Below are 15,177 nucleotides of genomic sequence, written 5' to 3'. Positions count from 1 at the left end.
TTTATATTTTAACCCAATTTGTCGGGATTATATCAGTAGTATTTATGGAATCGTCATTAAACCAAAGTTTTGGCGCAACAACAATTTTATCAGGATTTTTATTAAGCCATGCGCCCCACCAGCTAAAGCTGCTATTTGCAATAATATTATGTTTACAGGAAGCCATTAACTTTAAGTCCTCAAAATTCGTTAAAGCATCATTAAAATCAATATAAATTGTTTCTTTATTCGTCGAAAAATTTAATTTTACCCAATCAATGTCATCAGAAAAAATAAAAAAAACGGGGTCTTTGACTTTACTTTCGATAATTTCTAGGGCCTTTTTATAATATTCTTCTTTGCTTGTATTGTGTAAAGGATTGTTTAAATAATCTCCTCTTCGAATATGAATTGAAACAGAATTTACTGATTCAATTTTTTTAATAGTATCCTGAGTTATTTTTTTTAATGGTGTAACCAATTCAAAATCATTTCGGACTTCTTCCTGATACTTTAAAAAATATTTTTCGGATTGAAAATATCCTTCTAAAAATATATTTCCTTTTAATGTGGTTATATTTGGATTATAGCCAAAATCAACTTCTTTATAGAAATTATTTTTTTTATAAAAACTCTTTATTTTTCTTAGATATTTATTTTCCTGCTTGTAAACTGCAGCAACAATATTAAAATGATTCAATGCATAATTATGCAGCTTATAAGTTTCAAATTGCGATACATCAATAAATAGTTGCTGTTTTGTTTCTATAGCTAATGATTTCGCTACAGCATATTGAAATAACTGATTCCCTAAACCTCCAATTAACTGAACTACAATCATCTATTTTTTAGTAAATTCTCGATAATTAGTAAATCTTCTTCAAGAAGTTCAGGATAATTTCCGCAATAAAACCCATTTGCATGCATCATATCTGCACCAGGCATTTCATATAATTCTGTTACATACTTTTTATAAAAAGGCTGTTCCTGCATATTTCCTGCTATCATAGGTCTAATTTCTACTCCTGCCTTAGTAAAGTTCTCTAAGTAATGTTTTCTTAATTCCGGAGTTTTGCATACAAATGGAAAAGCAAACGTTGACAATCTGTTAATATGATCGTGTTTAAGATGTATAAAATCCGGATTATCTTTTAAAACATTTTCTATTCTTAAATAATTTTGTTCTCGTTTACTGATATTTTCTTCTAAAAATTGCATTTGATATTGCCCCAGAAAACCAGTAATTTCTGTAGGTCTAAAATTGTAACCTAAATCATAGAAGGTATATTTTGCCTGAAATTCAGATTCAATACCAAATTTTGATCTCCATTTTTGCTGTTGTTCCGTATCCAGATTTCTATCCCACCCATTTGCTCTTACAATTCTAAGCATTTCGGCAAAATCATCATCGCTGGTGCAAACCATTCCTCCTTCGATTGTTGACATATGATGTGCAACAAAAAAAGAAAAACTTCCTCCTACTCCAAAATTTCCTGTAACTCCATCAGGTAATTCAGTTCCTAATGATTCACAATTGTCTTCAATTAGAATAATATTTTTTTCATTACAAATTTGTTTTATAACATCAATATCTCCTGTAAAACCTAAAATATTTGTTATAAAAAGCGCCTGTAAATCTGTGGTTTTTAATCTTTCAATAAGATGGTAAGACATAGTGTTTAATGTGTCCGGCTCACAATCAAGTGCTACGGGAACCATGCCTAACTGAATAATAGGCATTGTGTTAGTCGACCATGTTAATGCTGAAAATGCTACTTTATCGCCATCTTTTAATTTTCCTAAATTTTTTAATGCCTGTAGCATTGCCAAATTTGCGCTGCCTCCGCTATTAAATAACACAGCATGTTTACACTTTTGATACTGAGCAAATTTGTTTTCAAATTTTTTACACTCAATGTCCATGCTTAATCTATCTGCGTTAAGAATAAAATCAGCCAAGGCTTTTTTTGTTTCTTCTTCTTTAAGAAATGCTTTTCGCATTAAGGGTATTTTCATTACTGCTTATTTTTATAACTTTTTATTACCTCTTCAATTCCTGTTTCTAATGCTTTATTTGGTATAAATCCTTCATTTAGCATCTTCGATACGTCCATGCATTTTTTGAGCATACCATTTGGCTTAGTTTCGTCCCACAAAATTTCGCCCGAATATCCTACTTTAGACGAAATCAACTCGGCTAATTCTTTTATACTAATATCTGTTCCTGGACCTACATTTATAAAATCGGGAGAATTATAATTTTCAAAAAAATATAAAATTGCTTTCGAAAAATCCTCTACATGCAAAAATTCTCTTCGTGCAATTCCGGTTCCCCATAAAGTGAGGGATGCCGCATTCTCATTTTTAGCATCTGTAAATCTTTTAACTAATGATGACAAAACATGAGCGTGATTTAGGTCAAATGTATCGTTAGGGCCGTATAAATTACTCGGAATTAAACTAATTCCATTAAAACCATATTGTTTATTATAGCTTTCTAATAATTTAATTCCTGCAATTTTAGCAACTGCATATCCTTCATTTGTTGGCTCCGGTTTTCCATCTAAAAGATATTCTTCTTTCATAGGCTGTGGGGAAGCTGCCGGATATATGCATGAACTTGCAATAAATACAAACTTTTTTACACCATGTTTATAAGAAGAATTTATGATATTAGATTGCATCATCAGATTATCATACAAGAAAATTGCGGGATTATCAATGTTTGCCTTAATACCGCCCACTTTAGCTGCAATATGAATTACATATTCTGGTTTTTCTCTATCAAAAAAATCATCAACTTCTTGTTGATTAATTAAATCTAAAGTTTTGTGAGTTGTAGTTATAATATTAGAATAACCATTTTCTTTAAAAAAATTCAAAGTTATACTGCCTAACATTCCTGTATGACCTGTAATATATATTTTGGCGTTTTTATTTATACCCTTTCCCAATTCTCCCATACAAATTCGTATTGATATGTTAACTTGTGAGTCTTGAAAAGATTATTTTGAATTTGATTCATTCTATCTTTTGCATTTTCAAATAAAAAATCATGAAATTGAACCTGAATATTTTTAAAGATACTAATACAATCATTAGCTATAAGTGATTCTAAAAGCTCATACTCACCACCTTCAATATTAATTTTGATTAAATCAACTTCCTGAATATTGTTCGCCTTCAAAAATTCAACTATTGATTTTAATTGGATTCTTTCATTGCTTTCCGTTTTTAAATAAATAGATGATGAATTATCTGAAAGGCTTATTTGTAAATCAGCATCTGCACCAGCCAATCCAAAATTGAAGGCATGGACCTTTTTATTCTTTATAAATTTATTTTTTATAATTCCGAAAAAATCTTTGATCGGTTCAAAAATAAAAATATTTGAATCATATTTACATAAAATATCTGCCGCAAATTCTCCTTTATAGCCTCCAACATCAAAAACTACAGAATCAGAATTTAAATCGTAATCTAGTCTAAGTGTTTGATCTCCTTTTACAGCAAACCAAGGTTTAACTCTATTATGTTGTAACAAATCATTAGGATGAATTACAGCCTTTTTATTATCATAATTTATGAGAATTTTTATTGCTTTTTTTATTCTTGAGATCATTTAGTTTTTTTTAATTATATTTTTTCTTTAAAATAGTCCCCTTTATTAATTTATTAATGATTTTTTCCATTATTTTTTTTAATTTTAATTTTAAAAAATATTCTTCATTTTTTTTTAATCTAAAATTTATTTTTCTCTCTTTAGCAGTGTGTATTTTATCTAATATAGTCACTAAAAATGGAAAGAAATTATCTCGATTAAGGCTTTCTATTGATTCTTTTTTAAGTAGTTCTAATCTTTTATCAAACTGATTTTGTTTGATAGCATCCTCAATTATTTTCACACTTGATTCAAAATCGTTTATATCAATTCGTATAAAAGACTCTTTATTAACTATACTTTCTAAATTGGGGCAACCATAATAAAATGGCAAAGTATGAGTATATAAACAATCAAAAAATTTTTCTGTAACCCAATCTTCACAATAATCATTTTCTATTGCTATAGAATATTTATAATCAGCCAAAACATCCCATTTATCTTCAAAATCAACTATACCTCTTCCATAAACATCTAATTGATCTCCAAAATATTCTTTTAGTTTTTTTACAAAATCAATTCTTTTTCTATGACCTTCTGTAAATGCCTTATTAGATGAAACAACCGAAATTAATTTAGTTTTTACCGGAGTAATCAAAGAATTTAGTTCATCAAATGATTTACCAATAAACCATGGATTTGCATTATGAGAATAAATAATATTTTTATGTCTTATTTCTCTTTGTACAGTGATAATAGCACCAAATTGATTTAAAAAATTTTGAGCAAATTTAGGGCTTGTATTGTAACATTCGCCTGGAATAAAAATCACATTTTCAGGATTACATTTTACAGTTTCTGTTAGTATTTTATAATCCGTATATACAATCCAAAAATCACATTCTTTTAAATTATCGTCAATAATAAACTTATAATCTCCCCAAATCTGTGAGAAATTTGGAGTTTGCCTAAAAATTGGCCAATCGTAATTAAATGTTAGTTTAACGATTTTCATTGCTTACAATTTTTTCCATTCTGGATTTAAAAAGAAAAGACCTGCCGCTCTTGGCAAATTTCTTATTGTGTATTTACCTCCGTCCATAATTTGAAAAGACAGTGCATTTTCTATACTGTCAAACATTTGATGTCCTGTAGTATTATTACTAGTTAAGCTAATTGTATATACACCAGGAAAAAGTCTAATATCTTTTATGTTTATTTCAAATTCTTCTATTACAGAATTATGGTTTAATACAAAATTTGAATCTCTTCCCATAATATGAAATATAGGCATTTCATCTGAAGATTTTATTTGAATTCCTACTTCGGATCTGGTTTCGCTCGAATTATTTTTCAATTTAAACCTAATACTCAAATCATCTCCAATCGAAAATTCATTACTTAATTTATTATTCTGATTTCTGATTTCAAGTGATAGAAACTCCATATTTCCAGAGCCATCTCTTTTTGTGTTTTCATCAAAAATAATTGAATGCTCCGTATAATTATCATTACTTAAATAAACATCTAAAGCTTCTTCAATATCGCCATTAAATTTAATAGTTCCATTTTCAAGTACAATTCCCCTGGTACATAAACTTTTTACAGCTGCCATATTGTGACTAACAAACAATACTGTTCTGCCTCCTTCACGTGATATATCCTGCATTTTACCAATTGCTTTTTTCTGAAACTCTGCATCACCTACAGCAAGAACCTCATCGATGACCAAAATTTCAGGTTCTAAAAAGGCCGCTACTGCAAAAGCTAAACGAACGGTCATTCCTGAACTATATCTTTTAACCGGTGTATCTATATAACGTTCACAACCAGAAAATTCAATGATCTCATTAAGTTTTGATGTGATCTCTTTCTTTGTCATTCCAAGAATTGCACCGTTTAGGAAAACATTCTCTCTTCCGGTCATTTCTCCATTAAATCCTGTACCAACTTCTAAAAGCGAAGCAATACGTCCACGGGATTTTATACTTCCTGTAGTTGGAGCGGTTACTTTTGAAAGTATTTTTAATAAAGTAGATTTTCCTGCTCCATTTTTACCTATAATTCCTAAAACTTCTCCACGTTCCACTTCAAAATTTATATCCTGCAAAGCCCAAACATAATCTGATATTCCTTTAGTTGAACGATCATTTGTATCTCCAATTTTTAAATATGGATTTTCTTTACCTCTAATTTTATGCCACCAACGATTGATGTCATGACTTAAAGTACCTGTACCTACTTGCCCTAAACGATATTGTTTAGAAATGTTTTCTGCTTTTAATATTATATCCTTTTTCAATGGTAGATTAATAAATTATGAATAGTAGGTTATCGAAACTTGAAATTACTTTTATTAAATAATTTTTATACCGTATCTATAAAACTTTTTTCTGTTTTATTAAAAAATAGAAGTCCAATAAAAAATACTATAATAGTTACGATAAAAGTATAAGTTAGTCCTAAAAACGAAACTTCTCCAACATTTAAAAGCATGTAACGAGCTGTTTCTATAATGTAGGCTAATGGATTATATTCAACAAGCCATCCGTAACTTGGTAATTTATCTTTGATTAATTCCATAGGATACATTACCGCAGACAAATACATTAACAATTGTATACCAAAACTAATTAAATGACTAAAATCACGATATTTTGTTACTGTTGCTGAAATAAGCATTCCTAATCCCAGTCCTAATATTCCCATTATTACAATCAAAATAGGGAAAAATAAAATTAAGCTGTTTAAACTTAAATCAGCATCCTGAAAGTAATAGAAGATATAGAATCCAATAAAAATTAAAAATTGAATTCCGAATTTTACGAGATTAGATATTACTACTGATAGTGGCGTAATAATTCTGGGAAAGTAAACTTTTCCAAAAATTGCGGCATTCGCCTTGAACGTATCTGATGTTCCGGTTAAACAGGCTGTGAAGTAATTCCAGACTGTGATTCCTGCCAGATTAAATAAAAATGGAGGAACTGTTCCTGTATCAATTCCTGCAACGTTATTGAATATTATTGTAAATGTAACAGAAGTAAATAAAGGCTGAATTAGATACCAAAGCGGCCCTAAAACAGTTTGTTTATAAACTGTAATAACATCTCGTTTTACAAAAAGAAATAGCAAATCTCTATATTGCCAAACTTCTTTTAAGTTTAATGTGAAAAATTTATTTTTAGGTGTTATTTCAAACAACCAATCATTGGGGCTATTGTTGTCGTTCATTTTATATAATTACAATCAAATTGTAATGATTTATTTTTAAAATTAGATTTTGCCATTTATTACATAGCTTCTTGTTTTTATTAACAAGATTTTTAATCGTTTAAAAAATATTTAAAAAGCAAAAAGGCGTTTTATAAAAAAACACCTTTTTAATATATTTTGAAATCAAAGTTCAATTTATCATAAGAAACTACTTATCTAAAATTTCAAAAGTAGAATTCATACTTTTAAATTCCGGAACAATTTTTTTCATTTTAGTTACTATATCATCATTTTCATAGAAATCAGCGATACCAATAAGCTCATCGATCTCAATGTGCAAATTCTCATATTCGTCCTGGATTTCCTGAGCGATCATGATTTTATTATGATGCGTTGGTAAAGTTTTAGAAGTATCATTTAATAATTCTTCATATAATTTCTCACCAGGTCGTAGTCCAACAATTTTTATTTTTATTTCCTTATCCGGAATAAAACCTGCCAACTTAATCATTTTTTTAGCAAGGTCAATTATTTTGACTGGTTTACCCATATCAAAAATATAAATCTCACCTCCATTACCCATTGCCCCAGCTTCAAGAACTAATTGACAAGCTTCAGGAATAGTCATAAAGTAGCGAATAATATCCTGATGAGTAATAGTGACTGGTCCTCCTTCGGCAATTTGTTTCGTAAACAAAGGAACAACTGAACCGTTAGATCCTAAAACATTTCCAAAACGTGTTGTAATAAATTTTGTAGCGCCTTCAATATTTGCTCTCTGATTCTTCAAGAATAAAGATTGCACATATTTCTCTGCAATTCGTTTACTGGCTCCCATTACATTACTAGGATTAACCGCTTTATCGGTCGACACCATAACAAATTTCTTGACATGGTATTTACAGGATAAATCAGCTAAATTTTTAGTGCCTTTAATATTTGTCTGAATTGCTTGTGACGGATTTTCTTCCATCAAAGGGACATGTTTATAAGCGGCGGCATGAAAAACAACATGTGGACTGTAATTTTTAAAAACTTTTTCTAATGCTTTTTTACTTCTTACATCTGCAATTACTGCAACAATTTTTGATTCAGAATTTAACGTTAAAGTTTCTAAACACAAATTATGAAGTGGTGTTTCGGCATGGTCCAGTATAATGACCATTTTAGGATTAAATCCTAAAACCTGTCTTACTATTTCGCTTCCTATTGATCCGGCAGCGCCTGTAATAAGAATCGTTTTATCTTTTAATTGTTTTGAAATTGATTTACTATCAAGAACAATAGGTTTTCTTTCTAATAAATCTTCAATTTGAATATTTTTTACTTTTTGAGAAATTTCTTTTTGATTTTCCCAATCCGAAATTAAAGGAACCGTATATACTCTGTAATTGAATTCTAAACATTGATCGACAATAATTAATTGTTCTTCTTTAGATAAGCTTTTATCTGCTATAATGACTCCTTCTGCAGCTACAGAACGCATTAGAGCAGGTAATTTTTTTCTTAAAATCAAAATTGGCAAGTCTAACATTCGTTTAGATGCATTCTGATTATTTTTATCTACAAAACCAACTATTTTAAATCGGGAAGGAGTTTCAAACTTTAACGCATTTGCAACCGAAATAGCATTAGCATCTGTTCCATAAATTACGGTTCTGATTAACTTAGAATTCGTTTTTTCTGAAAAATATAATTCAAAAGTTTGTTTTACTACAACGCGGTACAAAAACAAACCACAAAACGATAAAACTAAATTAATAAAAAGTGCCGTATTTAAAAATGCTTTATGTCCGGTATATAATTCAAAAACTAAATTGAAAAATAGAAAAAATACTAAAACCGACATTTGGGAAAACAACAGTTTTATAGCATCAATATAGGATGAGTGACGAATAATTCCTGAATAAGTCCTAAAGAGCCAGAAGAAAAATACATTTATAACAATTAAACTTGTGACAAAATAAAACTGATGTGAAGTGATGATATATCCTAATGCTGTTCCTTCAAACAACATATAAGTAAATGTGAATGAGAAAATCAGAACCATTACATCTATTGCAATAATGATCCATCTCGGCAAATAGCTAAGATTATTAATGCTGCTTCTTAGATTCCTTGGAGAGAAAAAATTATGCAACAAAGAGACTATTTTAGTTTGTTTATCTGTATCCAATTTGGTATTATTTGATTTTGTAAACCTTACATGACTTACAAAAGTACAAATTAAAGGTTTTAAAAAATTATTTCTTGATACAATTTAGATTTTAATCCCTTTTTTCTTCTGTTTTAAAAATTCAATCAAATAGCTGCCGTATCCTGATTTTACCAAAGGCAGGGCAAGTTCCTCAAGTTGAGAGTCATTTATAAATCCTTGTCTCCAGGCAATTTCTTCAATACAACCTACTTTTAATCCTTGTCTTTCTTCAAGAACCTGTACAAATTGTCCTGCTTGCATTAAACTATTAAAAGTTCCGGTGTCAAGCCAGGCTGTACCTCTGCTTAAAATACCAACTTTTAATGCCTCTCTTTCCAGATAGACTTTATTTACATCTGTAATTTCATATTCACCACGAGCGCTTGGTTTAATATTTTTAGCAATTTCAACAACCGAATTATCGTAAAAATACAATCCTGGAACTGCATAACTTGATTTAGGTTCAGTTGGTTTTTCTTCAATAGAAATTGCTTTGTAATTTTTATCAAATTCAACCACACCATATCGTTCAGGATCAGAAACATGATAAGCAAAGACAACTCCGCCAACTGGGTTAGTATTTGATTTTAAAAGCTCTTGCATATTAGATCCAAAGAATATATTGTCTCCTAATATTAACGCTACATCATCATTACCAATAAATTCTTCTCCAATAACAAATGCTTGTGCCAGTCCGTTAGGAATCGCTTGTTCTGCATAGCTGAATTTACAACCTAAAGTAGAACCATCTCCTAATAATTTTTTAAAATTAGGCAAGTCATGAGGAGTTGAGATAATTAATATTTCATTTATACCCGACATCATCAACGTTGATAATGGATAATAAATCATTGGCTTATCATAAACCGGCATCATTTGCTTACTCATAGCAAGTGTTAATGGATGTAAACGAGTACCAGAACCTCCAGCTAAAATAATTCCTTTCATAAATTTTTATTTTAGATATTAAATTTTAGATTTCATCTATGCGAAATACTAAATTAAATCATCTTTACTTATATAAACATTTTTTTTAAACTCTCTTTATAATTTGGAATATCCAAATCATAGATAGTCTTTATTTTCTTCTTATCTAATAACGAAAATTCCGGACGCTTTGCAGGAGTTGGGTATGATGCTGATGGTATTCCGCCAACATTACAATTATATTCTCCAATTTCCTTTATACTCAACGCAAATTCATACCAACTTATTTCTCCTTCATTTGAATAATTGTAAATCCCAGGAATCCAACTTGATGATTCTAAAATGGTAATCATTGCCTGTGCTAAATCAGCTGCATATGTTGGTGAACCAATTTGATCATTTACAACATTTATACTGTCTTTATCCTGCATCAATCGTTGCATGGTTTTGACAAAATTGTTTCCAAATTTACTATATACCCAAGAAGTTCTTATTATAATTGAATTTGGATTTTCGCTCAAACAGGCAATTTCACCCGCTCTTTTACTAGCTCCATAGACATTTATAGGATTTGTTTCTTCATCTTCATTTAAAGCAGTTGAAGATGATCCGTCAAAAACGTAGTCTGTAGATATATGAATTAATTTTACATTGTTTTCTGCACTATAGTTTGCAATTAATTCTACTGCCAGGTGATTTACAGTAAAAGCCAATTCTTTTTCTGCTTCAGCCTTATCAACTGCTGTATACGCACCACAATTAAAAATTATATTTGGTTGAATATCTTCTAATTGAATTTTAAGCACCTCTAAATCATCTAAAGTGATTTTATTTCTATCAGCAAATATCCAATCATATTGCGGATAATTTGATGATAAAACCGCAAGTTCAGATCCTAATTGACCATTTGCTCCTGTTACAAGAATTCTTTCCATTAAAATAAACTGTTACAATTGTCAATAAAGGGAAGTATTTGGTCTTTTTCAGAAACAATTGCTTCCTTTATATCCATTCCCCAATCGATATTAAGAGATGGATCATCAAATTTAATTCCGCCCTCTGAAGCTTTATTGTAAAACTGGTCACATTTATACATTACAGAGGCTGTTTCGCTAATAACTGAAAATCCATGAGCAAAACCTTGTGGAACTAATAATTGTTTTTTATTGTCTGCTGATAATAAAACACTAAATGATTTCCCGTAAGTAGGTGAATCTTTTCTTAAATCTACTGCAACATCAATAATCTCACCTTCTAAAACACGAACTAATTTTGTTTGGGCAAAAGGAGGGTTTTGATAATGTAAACCTCTCAATGTCCCTTTTTTAGAAAAAGATTGATTATCTTGAACGAAATCTATATCGATTCCTAAATCTTCAAATTTAGTTTTGCTGTATGATTCAAAAAAATAACCTCTTTCATCTCCAAAAACTGTAGGTTCTACAACTACTAAATCTTTTATAAATGTTTCTTCAATTTTCATATTAAATACAACTCTTATTTATTTTATCTTAGTTAAAGAAGATTTTAATTACTTCCCTAATTCTATTTTTATCCTCAATTGTTAAATTGGAACCTGACGGTAAACATAATCCTTTTTCAAATAAATCTTGGGCTATTTGATTTCCATAATAAGGATATTTTTCAAAAATTGGCTGCAGATGCATCGGTTTCCAAAGTGGACGTGTTTCAATATTTTGGTTTTTAAATGCTAATCTTAAACTTTCGCGACCAATCTCTTTATCTTTATTTGGTTCAATTAAAATAGTATTTAACCAATAATTCGAATAATAATCTTCATTCAAAACTTCAAAAAGTTTTACATTTCGTATGTCTTTAAACACTTCTTTATAAAAAAAATGATTGTCTCTACGGGCAAGTACATTTTTCTCTAAAACCTTAATCTGTCCCAGACCTACTCCTGCGCAAATATTACTCATTCTATAATTGTAGCCAATTTCGCTGTGTTGGTAATGCACCGCCTCGTCTTTTGACTGCGTAGCATAAAAAATAGCTTTTTCTTTTAAATCATATGAATTCGTAATTAATGCACCTCCGCTGGAAGTGGTGATTATTTTATTTCCATTAAACGAAAGAATTCCAAATATTCCAAATGTCCCGCATTTTTTCCCTTTATATGAACTCCCAAGAGCTTCGGCACTGTCTTCTATAATTGGAATATTATATTTATTTGCAATTGCGTGTATTTCATCAACTTTATACGGATTCCCGTATAAATGAACCGTAATGATTGCTTTAGGATTTTTACCTTTTTCAATTCGATCTTTAATAGCAATTTCTAATTGCTCCGGACATATATTCCAAGTATCTGGTTCACTATCTACAAAAACAGGAATTGCTCGTTGATATAAAATAGGATTTGCTGATGCTGAAAAAGTCAAACTTTGACAAATAACTTCATCCCCTGTTTCAACTCCTAATAAAATTAGAGCTAAATGAATTGCCGATGTACCTGAATTTAAAGCTGTAACAAATGATTGCTCTTTAAGATAATTTTCTAAAACATTTTCAAAATCATCTACATTTGGTCCTCCAGAAGTTATCCAATTTGTTTCCAAGGCTTTTTGAACATATTCTTGTTCAAAACCGCTTTGTTGCGAAAGTGACAAATAAATTGGTTTAGGCATTTATTTTCCAATAATCTGATGCATAACGTACATCATCATCTTCAATACTTGATAACGGCAAAGTAGAAAATGAAATTAATTTTGAGTTGCTTTCCAAAGATTCAACTGCATTCGCATATCCTGCCGGAATATGAAGAATTTTACTATCGTTTGCAGAAATAATTACCGTCTTTATAATTAAATTTTTAGATGGGCTATCCCAATTATCAATTTGAACAAAATGAATTTTGAATGATCCATTTAAACAATAAAAATTCTTAGCATCTAATTTATGACCCTGCCAGGCACGAATTGGGTTTTCATCAGAATTACTTATAATATAAAATCTTTCTATATCCTTAAAACTAAAATCATTTACAAACGAAATAGTTCCGCGATGATCTGAAAAACTTCCTCCATTGATTATTTTAGGAATCATGAATTTAATTTTAAATTGTTTTTGTTTAACAAATAAAACTTAAAAGAATATATCAAAAGTAAAGGTGTTATTACAATTACAAACAATAATACATCTTGAACTTTGTGATATAAAAATACAACTAAAGCTGAAACTAATATCTGAGCTATAGCATAATATAAGGACACTAATCTATGCTGAATTTTATATTCGTTACTCAGAACCTGATATAAATGCAGACGATGTGCCTGAAAAATATTTTGTTTTAGATACAGACGATGTATAATAGTGCAAATTGCATCAACTCCATATACAGCTAAAAATAAAAGCCATACAAGTGAATTTGTTAGCAAAATAAGCTTTAAAACCAAATAAATAACCCAAAAAGCAATCGCAATACTACCTATATCTCCAGCAAAACATTTTGCTCTTTTTCTATAATTAAAAAACAAGAAAACCAAACTGGCAATCATTGCATATTTTATTAAAACAGCATCAATAAAAAATTGAATATTTTTATTAACAAATAGTAGTGAACCCATTACTACAAGAGTGTATAAGCCAGTTATTCCGTTAATACCATCCATGAAGTTATAAGCATTAATTAACCCTATTGCCAGGATATAAGTGATAATAACTCCGTATAGCGGCATGAAATCAAAAACTCCTAAATCATAAAAAATCAAAGAAATAGATAAAAAGTGAATTGAAATTCGGATTTTATTGGATAAACTTTGAATATCATCCCAAAAACTAACCAAACTAACTAATGTAATTCCGGTAAAGAAAAAATAATTACTCTCAATGTGTTGCACAAAATATAATAAAGCTGCAAACCAAAAAATGATACCTCCACCTCTTAACGTAACTTCACTGTGGGAACTTCTTTCGTTAGGCTTATCGACAATGTTAAAGCGATCTGCTACTTTAAAATAAAGTAACATCATAATCATTAAAAGAATTCCAAGTATTGTGTATTGCATTATTTTATTTTTTTTATTTCAGAAATTATCAATTTAAATTATAGCTACATGTATAGTAAAGCTGTCATTATTTCTACTCTTTTAATAATAAAGATTTATATGGTATAAATTTAAATTCATCTTTTAGTGAACTCTCACTATCAATTTCTAGAGCTCTGTAATAAGGAAGAATATAAAAGCAACACATAAAACCAATAAGGATAAGTTTCCTGTTATCCAAACCATAACGTATGATATCAGCAACAAGAATCACTTCAAATATTCTGAAATAAATATAGATTCTTGTTAAGTCTCTAGATTCCGAAAATATATTTAAAAAAAGAATAGAACACACATAGAGTAATAACAAATATCTTTGATAATTATATTGAAAGCCTTTTTTGCTAAAATAATTTATTATAAGAAGCCCCATTACATTAATAACCAACAACTTTAACAAAGGAACTGGAATCGCTTTACTAGAGACATAATATAGATAATGAGAATCTTTAAGAAACAAACTTATCAAATCGATAATCCCAATTCTGGACATGATAAATGAGATTCCTATCAACATATACAAATGGTAATTTTTTATCGAATGTCCCCATCTGTGAATCACAAAAAAAGCTACGAATGGTATTAAACAACTATAATGAAATGAAACCCCTACAACCATCCATAGAAAATAAATAATATATTTTTTATCTAACAAAAAAGCAAAAGCATAAAAAGCAACTGCAACAGACAAACATTGCCTTATATACATAAATGAACACAAAAATAAAACTGGAATCAAAAAATAAAGTGCCAAAGAGATGCTACTTTTTTCAGTATATTTTCTAATTGCTAAATAAGTGAACAAGTAAGTAAAAAAAGAAAAAAAGAAAAAAAGAAATTTATAATCTAGATTCAAAAATCTAAAGACTTTCATAATAGCTAAAAAACCAAATTCAAAACCATCATCCCTAGTTCCATTATTATACCAACCAATATAATTACCATAATCCAAACCTATTCTATCTCTAAATCCTCCGATTAAAATCAAAATAAACAAAATCGTTAAACTAACACTCTTTTCTCTACTTGGATACTTATGACTAATAAATAATAGAGATAGTAATATTAACAATAACAAAGTATAAAATCCCATAATATTATTTATTTTTCACATCTTTTCTATTATAATTCTTGGCTTAAAACACAATAGATTGAATTTAGTCTACTTATAATACTATTATTATAAACAA

The 15,177-nt window shown here is 29.2% G+C and carries 15 protein-coding genes; all 15 read right to left on the bottom strand.

Features of this window, described 5'->3' with window-relative positions; all coding sequences use genetic code 11:
* Position 1: 1 nt before the first annotated feature.
* Positions 2–820 carry an alpha-1,2-fucosyltransferase gene (locus tag ACHRVX_RS17150; RefSeq protein ID WP_395334359.1) on the bottom strand — a complete coding sequence of 273 codons (819 nt, stop codon included), beginning with the start codon at positions 818–820 and terminating at the stop codon, positions 2–4.
* Positions 817–1,995: a DegT/DnrJ/EryC1/StrS family aminotransferase gene (locus ACHRVX_RS17145; protein WP_395334357.1), complete on the bottom strand. Its 1,179-nt coding sequence runs from the start codon at positions 1,993–1,995 to the stop codon at positions 817–819. The genes ACHRVX_RS17150 and ACHRVX_RS17145 overlap by 4 nt, the downstream gene beginning before the upstream one ends.
* Complete coding sequence (locus ACHRVX_RS17140; RefSeq protein WP_395334355.1) at positions 1,995–2,942, bottom strand: GDP-L-fucose synthase family protein; 948 nt, start codon at positions 2,940–2,942, stop codon at positions 1,995–1,997. The genes ACHRVX_RS17145 and ACHRVX_RS17140 overlap by 1 nt, the downstream gene beginning before the upstream one ends.
* Positions 2,918–3,601 (bottom strand): FkbM family methyltransferase, encoded by a 684-nt coding sequence (locus ACHRVX_RS17135; protein WP_395334353.1) that lies wholly within the window; start codon positions 3,599–3,601, stop codon positions 2,918–2,920. Before ACHRVX_RS17135 ends, ACHRVX_RS17140 begins: the two co-directional genes overlap by 25 nt.
* A gap of 10 nt (positions 3,602–3,611) precedes the next feature.
* A complete protein-coding gene (locus tag ACHRVX_RS17130; protein ID WP_395334351.1) occupies positions 3,612–4,595 on the bottom strand; it encodes a glycosyltransferase family 10 domain-containing protein in 984 nt (327 codons plus the stop codon).
* A gap of 3 nt (positions 4,596–4,598) precedes the next feature.
* Positions 4,599–5,882, bottom strand: a complete 1,284-nt coding sequence (locus tag ACHRVX_RS17125; RefSeq protein ID WP_395334349.1) for an ABC transporter ATP-binding protein — start codon at positions 5,880–5,882, stop codon at positions 4,599–4,601.
* A 65-nt stretch (positions 5,883–5,947) separates the two neighbouring features.
* The gene (locus ACHRVX_RS17120) at positions 5,948–6,814 is read right to left on the bottom strand and encodes an ABC transporter permease (RefSeq protein WP_395334347.1); all 867 of its coding nucleotides are present in this window, start codon (positions 6,812–6,814) and stop codon (positions 5,948–5,950) included.
* A 190-nt stretch (positions 6,815–7,004) separates the two neighbouring features.
* On the bottom strand, positions 7,005–8,972 hold the full coding sequence (locus ACHRVX_RS17115; RefSeq protein WP_395334345.1) for a polysaccharide biosynthesis protein: 1,968 nt from the start codon (positions 8,970–8,972) through the stop codon (positions 7,005–7,007).
* An 84-nt stretch (positions 8,973–9,056) separates the two neighbouring features.
* Positions 9,057–9,941, bottom strand: a complete 885-nt coding sequence (gene rfbA / locus ACHRVX_RS17110; RefSeq protein WP_395334343.1) for a glucose-1-phosphate thymidylyltransferase RfbA — start codon at positions 9,939–9,941, stop codon at positions 9,057–9,059.
* A gap of 68 nt (positions 9,942–10,009) precedes the next feature.
* Positions 10,010–10,855: a dTDP-4-dehydrorhamnose reductase gene (gene rfbD / locus ACHRVX_RS17105; protein ID WP_395334341.1), complete on the bottom strand. Its 846-nt coding sequence runs from the start codon at positions 10,853–10,855 to the stop codon at positions 10,010–10,012.
* Positions 10,855–11,403 carry a dTDP-4-dehydrorhamnose 3,5-epimerase gene (gene rfbC / locus ACHRVX_RS17100; protein ID WP_395334339.1) on the bottom strand — a complete coding sequence of 183 codons (549 nt, stop codon included), beginning with the start codon at positions 11,401–11,403 and terminating at the stop codon, positions 10,855–10,857. Before rfbC ends, rfbD begins: the two co-directional genes overlap by 1 nt.
* A 28-nt stretch (positions 11,404–11,431) precedes the next feature.
* On the bottom strand, positions 11,432–12,568 hold the full coding sequence (locus ACHRVX_RS17095) for a DegT/DnrJ/EryC1/StrS family aminotransferase (protein WP_395334337.1): 1,137 nt from the start codon (positions 12,566–12,568) through the stop codon (positions 11,432–11,434).
* The gene (locus ACHRVX_RS17090) at positions 12,561–12,986 is read right to left on the bottom strand and encodes a WxcM-like domain-containing protein (RefSeq protein ID WP_395334335.1); all 426 of its coding nucleotides are present in this window, start codon (positions 12,984–12,986) and stop codon (positions 12,561–12,563) included. Before ACHRVX_RS17090 ends, ACHRVX_RS17095 begins: the two co-directional genes overlap by 8 nt.
* Entirely contained in the window at positions 12,983–13,948 is a 966-nt protein-coding gene (locus ACHRVX_RS17085; RefSeq protein WP_395334333.1) for a glycosyltransferase family 4 protein, read from the bottom strand. The genes ACHRVX_RS17090 and ACHRVX_RS17085 overlap by 4 nt, the downstream gene beginning before the upstream one ends.
* 73 nt (positions 13,949–14,021) lie before the next feature.
* Entirely contained in the window at positions 14,022–15,080 is a 1,059-nt protein-coding gene (locus ACHRVX_RS17080; RefSeq protein WP_395334331.1) for an EpsG family protein, read from the bottom strand.
* Positions 15,081–15,177 lie beyond the last annotated feature (97 nt).

Origin of the sequence: Flavobacterium sp. FlaQc-47, assembly GCF_044006475.1 — a bacterium.
In the GTDB taxonomy this organism is placed as follows: Bacteria; Bacteroidota; Bacteroidia; order Flavobacteriales; family Flavobacteriaceae; genus Flavobacterium.
Note: the sequence above shows the minus strand (reverse complement) of the source record. Positions and strands in the feature narration are given on the sequence as shown.

Coding starts and splice junctions, on each gene's coding strand:
- ACHRVX_RS17145 (WP_395334357.1), bottom strand. CDS start 1,995: ATGAAAATACCCTTAATGCGAAAAGCATTTCTTAAAGAAGAAGAAACA.
- ACHRVX_RS17150 (WP_395334359.1), bottom strand. CDS start 820: ATGATTGTAGTTCAGTTAATTGGAGGTTTAGGGAATCAGTTATTTCAA.
- rfbA (WP_395334343.1), bottom strand. CDS start 9,941: ATGAAAGGAATTATTTTAGCTGGAGGTTCTGGTACTCGTTTACATCCA.
- rfbC (WP_395334339.1), bottom strand. CDS start 11,403: ATGAAAATTGAAGAAACATTTATAAAAGATTTAGTAGTTGTAGAACCT.
- ACHRVX_RS17085 (WP_395334333.1), bottom strand. CDS start 13,948: ATGCAATACACAATACTTGGAATTCTTTTAATGATTATGATGTTACTT.
- ACHRVX_RS17120 (WP_395334347.1), bottom strand. CDS start 6,814: ATGAACGACAACAATAGCCCCAATGATTGGTTGTTTGAAATAACACCT.
- ACHRVX_RS17135 (WP_395334353.1), bottom strand. CDS start 3,601: ATGATCTCAAGAATAAAAAAAGCAATAAAAATTCTCATAAATTATGAT.
- ACHRVX_RS17130 (WP_395334351.1), bottom strand. CDS start 4,595: ATGAAAATCGTTAAACTAACATTTAATTACGATTGGCCAATTTTTAGG.
- ACHRVX_RS17090 (WP_395334335.1), bottom strand. CDS start 12,986: ATGATTCCTAAAATAATCAATGGAGGAAGTTTTTCAGATCATCGCGGA.
- ACHRVX_RS17140 (WP_395334355.1), bottom strand. CDS start 2,942: ATGGGAGAATTGGGAAAGGGTATAAATAAAAACGCCAAAATATATATT.
- rfbD (WP_395334341.1), bottom strand. CDS start 10,855: ATGGAAAGAATTCTTGTAACAGGAGCAAATGGTCAATTAGGATCTGAA.
- ACHRVX_RS17095 (WP_395334337.1), bottom strand. CDS start 12,568: ATGCCTAAACCAATTTATTTGTCACTTTCGCAACAAAGCGGTTTTGAA.
- ACHRVX_RS17080 (WP_395334331.1), bottom strand. CDS start 15,080: ATGGGATTTTATACTTTGTTATTGTTAATATTACTATCTCTATTATTT.